This is a genomic window from Streptomyces echinatus, from assembly GCF_014203595.1.
Classification (GTDB): Bacteria; Actinomycetota; Actinomycetes; order Streptomycetales; family Streptomycetaceae; genus Streptomyces; species Streptomyces echinatus.
On record NZ_JACHJK010000004.1, the window covers coordinates 572,603 to 581,963 of the forward strand.

The following is a 9,361-nucleotide window of genomic DNA, read 5'->3' on the forward strand; positions in this document are numbered from 1 at the left end:
CGACCGGGACGCCGGTGACGGGCACCCCCGTACGACCGAGACGCCAGTGAAGGGCACCCCTGTATGACCGAGAAGACCGCGCTCACCCCGAAGACCCACACCACCCCGCCCGCGAAGTTCTCGCACGGTGTGCGCAAGGGCAACATCCTCCAGGTCGCCGGCCAGGTCGGCTTCCTGCCCGCCGAGGAGGGCAAGCCCCCGACACCGGCCGGCCCCACCCTGCGCGAGCAGACCCTCCAGACCCTCGCCAACGTCAAGGCGATCCTCGAAGAGGGCGGCGCGTCCTGGGACGACGCGATGATGATCCGCGTCTACCTCACGGACGTGGACCACTTCGCCGAGATGAACGAGATCTACAACGCCTATTTCGAGGAGCAGGGCCTCACCCAGCCGCCCGCCGCCCGCACGACGGTCTACGTCGGTCTGCCGGCCGGCCTCCTCATCGAGATCGACGCGCTCGCCGTACTCGGCTGACGCCCCTCTGCCTCCCGACTCCCGTACGTCCGCACGGCACGGCACCCCCCGGGGCGCCGTGCCGCGCTCCTCCCTGCCCGAAAGCACCATGCATGTACGAAGAGGACCCCCGAATGTCCTTTCCGCTCGCCGCACCCGCCCCCGCCCCCGCCACTCCACCCCACACCGGAGGACTGCTCCTCCTCGTCGACGGCACCACCGGGCTGCTCACCGTCGCCGCCGTCGGGATAGCCCTCCTGCTCTTCCTGATCATCAAGGCGAGGCTCCAGCCCTTCGTCGCCCTCCTCGCCGTCTCCCTAGCGGTCGGCCTGCTGGCCGGCCTCTCGGTGACCGAGCTCTTCGGCACCGTCCAGCGCTCCGACGCCGTCTCCACCATCGAGTCCGGCATGGGCGGCATCCTCGGCCATGTCGCGATCATCATCGGCCTCGGCACCATGCTCGGCGCGATCCTCGAAGTCAGCGGCGGAGCCGAGGTGCTGGCCTCGCGCCTGCTGGCCCTGTTCGGCGAGCGCCGGGCACCCCTCGCGATGGGCCTGACCGGCCTCCTCTTCGGCATCCCGGTCTTCTTCGACGTCGGCATCTTCGTCCTCGCGCCGATCGTGTACGCCGCCGCCAAACGGTCCGGCAGGTCGATCCTGCTCTACTGCCTGCCCCTGCTCGCGGGGCTCTCCATGACTCACGCCTTTCTGCCCCCGCACCCGGGCCCGGTGGCCGCCGCCGGCCTGCTGCACGTGCAGCTCGGCTGGGTCATCCTCATGGGCGTCGTCTGCGGCCTGCCCGCCGTCCTGGCCGCCTGGGCTCGGAAGGCGGATCTTCGTCGCCGTACCTCAGGACATGGTGGAGGCGGCCGAGGAGGCGAGGCGGGCCGTCGTGGCCGAGCAGCGGGCCCAGGGCATGGCACCGCGGGAGCGGCAGGAGCGGCAGGAGCGGCAGGAGCGGCCGGTGCCGCTCGGCACGGTCCTCGCCATCATCGGCACGCCCCTGATCCTGATCCTGGCGGCCACCTTCTCCTCCATCGCCCTGGAACCGTCCCCCGGCCGCTCGGTCCTGGAGTTCTTCGGCAACCCCTTCGTCGCCCTCACCATCGCCCTGCTCCTTGCCTACTACCTCCTCGGCATCCGCCGCGGCTGGTCGCGCAAGTCCCTGGAGACGGTGTCCACGTCGTCCCTCAAGCCGGTCGGCAACATCCTGCTCGTGGTCGGCGCGGGCGGGGTCTTCGGCGCCGTCCTCAAGGCGAGCGGGGTCGCGCAGGCGCTGTCGGACACCTTCCACGACGTGGGCCTGCCGGTGATCGTCCTGTCGTACCTGATCTCGCTGGTGCTGCGGGTGGCGCAGGGCTCGGCGACGGTGGCGATCGTGACGACGGCCGGCATCGTGGCCCCGCTCCTGACGGAGGGCCACCACTCCCAGGCCTTCCTCGCCCTCGTCATCATGGCCATCTCGGCGGGCTCCATCTTCGCCTCGCACGTCAACGACGGCGGCTTCTGGATGGTGGCCAAGTACTTCGGCATCGGCGAACGGGACACGCTGCGGACCTGGACGGTCCTGGAGTCGGTGCTGTCGCTGGCGGGGTTTCTGGTGGCCGCGGTGGTCAGCGTGTTCGTGAGCTGACTGGTTCCGGCACAGGTAAGTCGTCCATACTGCGGCCGTGGAGCAGCGCATAGGATCGAGCAGCAAGCCGCCTGCGGCCGAGCCGTTGAAGGCCGAGCCCGTGACGGGCGCCGGTTTCGACCCGGCCTTCATCCCCGGGCTCACGGGCCCGACCCCGACGGGGCCGACGGCGAAGGGGCGGGAGCCCGAGGAGCCGGCGGCCGACGGGACCGACGGGACCGAGGCGACCGGGAAGGCGACGGCCGACGACGCGGCGGTCGAGGACCCGGCGCGGTCGGCGTCCCCCGAAGCGGTGTCCTCCGAGGCGGTGTCCTCCGAGGCGGTGTCCTCCGAGGCGGGGGTCGCCGAGGAGAAGGGCGCCGAGGAGAAGGGCGACGACGAGAAGGCCGACGGCGACGGTCCGGTCTTCGAGGCGTCCGACCGCCGCGCGAGAATAGTGGCCGACCGCAAGGGCGTCCGCCTCAGCCTGGACGAGGAGGCCTGCGAGTTCCGTTGGGACGAGATCGCCGCGGTGGAGACGGAGTCCCCCCGCTTCGGCAAGCGGTACACGATCACCGTGCACACCCCTGACCGCCGCTGGTTCCCGATCGAGATCGAGGCGGCGGCCAGGGCGCGCTTCAAGGAGTGGGACGAGCAGCTGGACACGGTGCTCGACGCCTACTTCGAGGAGTCGTAGCGCCGGACGAGGTGCCCTAGCTGCAGTACTGGCCGGCCTTTCCGATGGCTCGGTACATACAGTCGGCGTTCTCCAGCAGTTGCAACACAGCGTCCTTGTTACGGGAGGTCTCCCGCTCGATCACCTCGTCGGGCGGGTAGAATCCACCGTCCCAGGCGGACGTCGGGTACATCTCGAAGGTGTAGTCGAAGATCTTCTGCGTACCCCACAGATAGTCGTCGATCGACCCGTCCGTGATGTACAGATCGCTGGCCTGCTCAGGGGTGTACCCGTTGCTGGCGGCCATCTTCTGCCCCACGGCCTTGAACGCGGCGGCGTCGTCGGCCGTCATCCCGGTCGCGGTGTCGTTGTACGTCCACCCGAACGGCCACAGCACCAGCTCGCTGTAGGTGTGGAAGTCGATCCCGGCCTTGATCTGCTGCTTGCCGCCGACGACCCGGCTGCGCACGAAGTCGGCGACGACCTTCACCTCGGGCGCGGACTCGGGGGAGGCGCCGCGGTAGGTCTCGGAGGACTTGCTGCCGGAGGACCCGCCGCAGCAGCCCCACTTGTAGTCCCAGTTCCGGTTGAGGTCCGTACCGACGGCCGAGGAACCGGAGTTGGGCTGCCGGTTCTTCCGCCACGACCGGTAAGACCCGCTGGCGATGTCGTACTCCCCGCCGTCCGGGTTCAGGTCCGGCACGATCCAGATCTCCCGGCTGTTCACCATGTTCGTGATCCGGGAGTCCGACCCGTACCCGGCGCCGAGTTCGCGCAGCAGGTAGAGCGCCATCTCCACGGTCAGGTGCTCGCGCGCGTGCTGGTGAGCGGTGAACAGCACCTCGGGCTCGTCCTCGTCGGTGCCGACGTTGTCGCTGACCTTGATGGCGATGATGTCCCGCCCCTGGTACGACTTCCCGATCACCCGCTTGCTCATGATGCCCGGGTAGGCGGCCAGTCGCTGGTCGATCTCGGCGTTCGCCTCGGCGTAGTTGTGGTACTTCGCGTCGGCGCTGGGGAAGTCGTACAGCCGCGCCCCGGACCGCCGGGGCGCGGCGCCCAGGGGCTGGACGTCGTACCCCAGCCGGCGCAGCGCGCGGATCTGCTCCGCCCGCCCGGACACGACGACGGTCTCCTCGTCGGCCTCGTCGACGGTGACCCCGGTGGCCTGAATGGCCGTGCGGGTCACGGGAGTCGTGGACTGGTGGATCTCGTACTGCTTCACGTCGTCCGTGGAAGGCGTGACCTTCCGGACGCCGTCGGCACTGGCGTGGCCGGCGGTGGCCGAGACGGGGGCGGCGAGGGCGAGGGCCAGCAGCGCGCCGAGGGCGGCGGTACGTCTGCCGCCGTGTGCGCCGGCGCCGCGGATGCGAAGTCGCATGAACGCTCCTTGGGGGTGGAGGTGGGGTGTTCGCGTGCGACGTGCGGATGCGGACCCGCGGGGGCCGTCGGTGGGGGCTCCCTGTGAGTCCGCTGTGCGGGTTGGCGCTCATGGTGAGGCGTTGGCATGATCAGGTCAAGTATGGGGGAGGGGATGGCGTGAACGCGCTGTGCCGCAGGGCGGGCACGGACACGAGCCGGCGGCACGCCACTCCCCGGGAAGTGGCGTGCCGCCGGACGGGGCGCCGTGGACCGGGGGCGGGGGTCGTCACTCACCGGCCCACGGACGGGTGCGGGTCAGCGGCGACGGTCGTGCCGTCCGCCGTCGCGGGCATCGGGGTGGTTGCGGTTGCCGTGGCCGTCGCGGGCATCGGGGTGGTTGCGATGGTTGCGGTCGTACCCCCAGGAGGCGGAGTCGATGTAGCGGCCGTGGTCGTTGCGCAGGGTCGCGGTGTCGTGCTCGTTGTCCCACACGGACCGGTTGCGGTCCTGGTAGAGGTCGTTCTTACGGTCGCGGCCGAAGCCGGTGTGGACACGGACCGTCTGGTGGGCGCCCAGCCGGTAGTGCCGGAAGACGTAGCTGTGGCCGTCCTCGTCCGACAGCGTCCACCCGTCGAGATTCACGGCCCGCCGACCGTCGTTGGCGACCTCGACCCACTCCTTGTTCAGGGCGGCGTTGGAGCGGTCGTACCGGACCGAGGAGGGCAGCTGAGCACCGCTGATGACGATCTGTGAGCCGTCGGTGCGACGCGAGCCGTCCCGGTGGTGCGAGCCGTCCCGGTGGTGCGAGCGGTCCGAGCGGCTGTGGTCCCGATCGGCGGCCGAGGCCGACGGGGCGACGGCGCCCACGACAGCGGTCGCGGCCACGAAGGCTGCGGCGACGGTGGCGACACGGCGGCGGGATGCCGAAGCGGATACGAACACGGACACGAAGTCCCCCTTCAACAGGGTTGTGCACACCCCGCGGACCGCGTGACAGGGCGCGGGTGACGGAGCGCGGTGTACGAGCGGCGACCGGTCGGCCGCACGCCCACACCTTGCGACGCCGCACGCAGAGGATCGAGGAAGCACGAGCGCCGTTACGATTCGCGGATAAACCTGTGACTTTCGCCAGCAATGCCTACCGATGGGTATCAGCTGGACATACGCGCCCGTTCTCGGCCTGCTGACGGTGATGGTGATTGGCAGATTTGAGCCAGGAGGGATGGGTGAACCGGCTGGCAGGGGGCTTGGGGTGTCATGGGGTCTGGCACAGATCTGCCAGCCGTGTCGTGACCGTGGGGCGGCAGGGGCGACCGGTCAGCCTGGGCGACGGTGGCGCGACTGACTGAACGGCATGAGACTCGCTGTTGTGCGCCGCCTTCGCGTGGATCACTCCGCTGGAGCCGGGATCTGCTGGAGGTGTCGGATGATCAGCTTCAGATCTGACACTGTCTTCAAGCAGAACTCCTGGTCCAGGGTCCCGATGGAGTGAATGACGTTCGCGAAAGCGGGGTTCGCGAGTCCCCGGGCTTCATGCAAGATGCAACTTGGCAGCAGGATCCAGTTTCGCCTTGTCCTGTCGAGCGCCCACTCGAGCTGAGTGGGTGATTCGCGGACGGCGTTCTCGATGGTCTGTGCTACGTCTTCCCGAGGGACCTGGTAGCGCCACCCCAAGTACGTCACCTGGTGACGGCCGAGTATGTCGTTGTACTCTTTGGGTAATTTGAACCAGGTCAAGTCGCCGAATCGGCTGAGCGCTTGTCTGGCCTCGCTGCTTCGAGTCGACACGGCAGTTCCTGTTCAGGTGTACAGAAGTCTGTCCCGGACGGACAGGCTCGGGGCTACTTGAATTTCCAGGGCGCCGGCACATTCACCCGTGTTGAACTCGATCGAGATGAGCGCTGCCGAGGGGGAGGACGAGACGGTCAATCGGGACGCGCCCTCGCGGTACATGTCCAGCAACTCGTTGCCGTCGCGGCCTGTCCACCGTGCTCTGACCGACCTGGAGAGGACGTCATACGACAAGGTGAGTGAGTCGCCCTCGCTTCCCTCCCATTTGAGCAGGCGCGCGCCGCTCTCCTCTGTTTCCGGCCATTCGCCGATCACGTTGAGGATTTCTTCATCCCGGGGAACGCTGAACTCTCTGTACATTCTTGCCTTCCGCTTCAAGATGACCAGCGCGGTTCGATATATGGGGGCCAATGTTCCTTGCTGCCATGAATGCTCACGTTCGGACCGCTGCCGCGCAAGATGATAGTAGCTAGCCTGCGTTTATCGCCGGAAAGGATTTGCCAAGTGCTCTCCACCTCTAGGGCGCCATGCGGTCCGTATAGTACGGACCTTGTGACGCCGAATTCGCCGCTACCGCCGCTCCATTCTTTGGTGAATGTGCGCTCGAAGGATTGATGTGACGCATCTTTCAGCTGCCGCGTCACGTAATGCCGCATTTCAGACGTATCGCCGATGCCTATGCGGTGCAGTTGCTGCTCATTCTGGAGTGCGCGAGGGGAATTGTGCGTATCCGGCTTGATGTCCTTGTTGAAGATATAGTCAAGTTTTCTTGGGTCGACTTCCGTACCGTTCTGATCCGGGGTGCATCCAGCAAGGCCCATTGGGTCCAGCCATGTGCAAGGGTTGGGAACATAGCTAGCCGGATTGGGTGCTGGCGTGAGGCCGAGTGGGTCGGGGGCGAGGTACCGAGCCGTCTCGGGATCGTAGTGACGGAAGTAGTTGTAGTGGAGGCCGGTTTCCGGGTCGTAGTACTGGCCTGGGAAGCGTAGGGGTGTGTAGGTGGTGCTGTTGGCTGCCCATGCCGTTGTGCCCCACAGGGTGCTGCGGGTGTGCCAGGCGATTTCGCCCTGTTCGTCGATGAGTTCGTTCGGGGTGCCGATCAGGTCGGTGACGATGGTGAAGAAGCGGGAGTCGATCTCGTCCTGTGGTGCATCGGCTGCCGTGATGCGTTCCGTTTGGGTCAGGGGGCGTAGGCCCTGGTGGTCCCAGGTGATCGTGACCGGATTGGGGAGGTCGTCGGACGTTGTGGTTTGCTCGCAGAGTGTTGTGCCGTCCCAGGTGAAGTCCACCCTTTCCAGCACTGTCTCGCCGTCCCCGGCCAGGCGGAGTTTTGCCGTGCGGCGGCCCAGGGGGTCGTACGTGTAGTGCCAGCGGGTGCCGTCCGGTGTGACCACCGAGGTCAGGCGGTCCTCGGCGTCCCACTCGTAGCGCCAGGTGTCCGGCTTGCGGGAGAGGCGGGTCTTCTGGCGGAGGGTGATGCGGCCCAGCGCGTCGTGTTCGTAGCGGAGGTCACCCGCTCGGGTGATGCGGGTGCCGACGTAGGAGCGGGAGCCTGTTGCTTCCCCACCCGGGTGGTCGGAAGGCCAGGTCGCCTCCGTCTGGTTGCCCGCCTCGTCGTACGCGTAGCGCTCGGTCCAGTTCGCCGCGCGGACCGCCGTCACCCTGCCTGTCGCGTCCAGGTCGAAGCGGCGGGAGCCTGACAGGTGGTCGTCTATGCCGATCACGTTGCCGTCGGCGCGGTAGGTGTACGTCCGGTGCTGAACCCTGTGGCCCCCGGCGCCGGTCACCGACTGGGTCGTCAGGCGGCCAAGCGCGTCGAAGGTGTGCTCCAGGGCGATCACACCACCGACATGGCGGGTCAGCTCGCGGCCCGACTCGTCGTACGTGAAGTCGATCGGCCGGCCCGACGCCACCATGCCCGTGTGGCGGCCCGCCGCGTCGTACGACCACGTCGTCTCGGCTCCGGCCGGCGTCACCCGGCCCGTGCGGCGGCCCAGCGCGTCGTAGGTGAACTTCAGCGTGCGGCCGTTGACCGTCTCCGAGCGCAGGCGGCCGTGGCGGTCCCGCAGGAGCGTCAGGGTGGTGCCGTCGGGGCCCGTCGCCTGGGCCAGCTGATCGGTCAGGTCGTAGGCGAATGTGGTGATGTGTCCTGCTGTGTCCTTGCTGAGGATTTGGCCGAGTTCGTTTCGCTCGAAGGACGTCACCTCGTCGAGCGTGTTCCGTCGAGAGGCCAGGCGGCCGGCCGGGTCGTACGTGTACGTCAGCGTGCGGTCGTCGAAGTCCGTCTCCGTCGCCAGGCGGCCGGCCGCGTCGTACTCGTACGTCCATGTCAGGCCCTGCGGGTTCGTGACCTTCGTCAGGCGTAGTTCCGTGTCGTGGTCGAACTCGTAGCGGACGCCGTCCGGGCCGGTGCGGGCCGTCAGCAGGTCGAAGTGGGTGTACTCGAAGTGCGTGACGCCACCGATCGGGTCGGTGTGGCTGGTGCAGTTGCCCTCGCCGTCGTACGTCCACGTCTCCGTCGTGCCGTCGGGGGCCGTGCGGCGGGTCAGGTGGCCCTCGACCGACCATTCCAGTCGGGTTGTCGCCCCGGTCGGGTCGGTGATCGAGGTCGGGCGGCCGAAGGCGTCTCGTTCGTAGCGGGTTACCGCACCCAGCGGGTCGGTCACCTGAGCCGGGAGACCGGCACGGTCGCAGACCACAGCCGTAGTGTTGCCCAGCGGGTCGGTCACCGACGTCAGGTGGCCGGCGTCCGTGTGCGTGAAACGGGTCGTCTGGCCGGCCGGGTCCGTCACCGAGGTGCGGTTGCCCCGTTCGTCGTAGGTCTGGCGGATCACCGTGCCGTCCGGGTTCACCACCTTCACCGGCAAGCCCAGGTCGTTGTACTCCGCCCGTGCCTCGCGGCCGTCCGGGCGGATCGCCCGGGTGAGGTGGCCCGACCCGTCGTACTCGAACGTGGTCGTGTGACCCAGCGGGTCCGTCGTGGAGAGCAGGCGGTTGTAGCGGTCGCGAACGTAGTGCGTGGTCGCGCCCACGGCGTCCGTCTCGGCGATGACCTGGCAGCGGCGGTTGATCCGGTAGTGGGTTGTGTGGCCGTGTGAGTCGGTGATCGTCGTGGTGTGCTCGCCGGTGTCCGCATCCACCGGTCCGTAGGTGAAGGTGGAACGCAGGTGGCCGGCGGCGCCGGACTGGTGGACGCAGCGGTCCTGGTCGTCGTAGGCGTAGGTGAAGTGGCTGTCGTTGGTGTCGGTCCAGGAGGTGATGCGGCCCCGTTCGTCATAGGCGAAGCGGGTCGGCCGGCCCGAGGAGTTGAAGACCTCGCTCAGGTGGCCGTCGGTGTAGCCGTACCGGATCAGTTCCTGGTTCCCGCCGTCCAGTGCCGCGCCCGCCAGATGCAGGGCGGTGACCCGGCCGTCGGCGGTCGTGACCAGCAGGTGGTGACCGCTGCTGTGGACGATGGCCGAGGGTGAC

The 9,361-nt window shown here is 68.2% G+C and carries 6 protein-coding genes and 1 pseudogene; 3 read left to right on the plus strand and 4 right to left on the minus strand.

Annotation, left to right across the window (positions count from 1 at the left end; translation table 11 throughout):
- Positions 1-63: 63 nt before the first annotated feature.
- The 3 genes and pseudogenes from FHS34_RS15115 (at position 64) to FHS34_RS15125 (ending at position 2,761) form a co-directional block, all read left to right on the plus strand.
- Positions 64-474 (plus strand): RidA family protein, encoded by a 411-nt coding sequence (locus FHS34_RS15115; protein WP_184965279.1) that lies wholly within the window; start codon positions 64-66, stop codon positions 472-474.
- Positions 475-587: 113 nt separating this feature from the next.
- A pseudogene (locus FHS34_RS15120) lies at positions 588-2,085 on the plus strand (GntP family permease).
- A 37-nt stretch (positions 2,086-2,122) separates the two neighbouring features.
- On the plus strand, positions 2,123-2,761 hold the full coding sequence (locus FHS34_RS15125; RefSeq protein ID WP_184965281.1) for a hypothetical protein: 639 nt from the start codon (positions 2,123-2,125) through the stop codon (positions 2,759-2,761).
- A 16-nt stretch (positions 2,762-2,777) separates the two neighbouring features.
- Here FHS34_RS15125 and FHS34_RS15130 read toward each other — a convergent pair whose 3' ends face one another.
- The 4 genes from FHS34_RS15130 to FHS34_RS15145 form a co-directional block, all read right to left on the minus strand.
- A complete protein-coding gene (locus tag FHS34_RS15130) occupies positions 2,778-4,121 on the minus strand; it encodes a M14 family metallopeptidase (protein WP_184965283.1) in 1,344 nt (447 codons plus the stop codon).
- A gap of 296 nt (positions 4,122-4,417) precedes the next feature.
- Positions 4,418-5,050, minus strand: a complete 633-nt coding sequence (locus tag FHS34_RS15135; protein WP_372478660.1) for a lamin tail domain-containing protein — start codon at positions 5,048-5,050, stop codon at positions 4,418-4,420.
- Positions 5,051-5,902: 852 nt separating this feature from the next.
- Positions 5,903-6,253: a hypothetical protein gene (locus FHS34_RS15140; RefSeq protein ID WP_184965285.1), complete on the minus strand. Its 351-nt coding sequence runs from the start codon at positions 6,251-6,253 to the stop codon at positions 5,903-5,905.
- A gap of 14 nt (positions 6,254-6,267) precedes the next feature.
- Positions 6,268-9,361 (minus strand): RHS repeat-associated core domain-containing protein (locus FHS34_RS15145; RefSeq protein ID WP_245002258.1); only part of this gene is annotated, 3,094 nt, incomplete at its 5' end.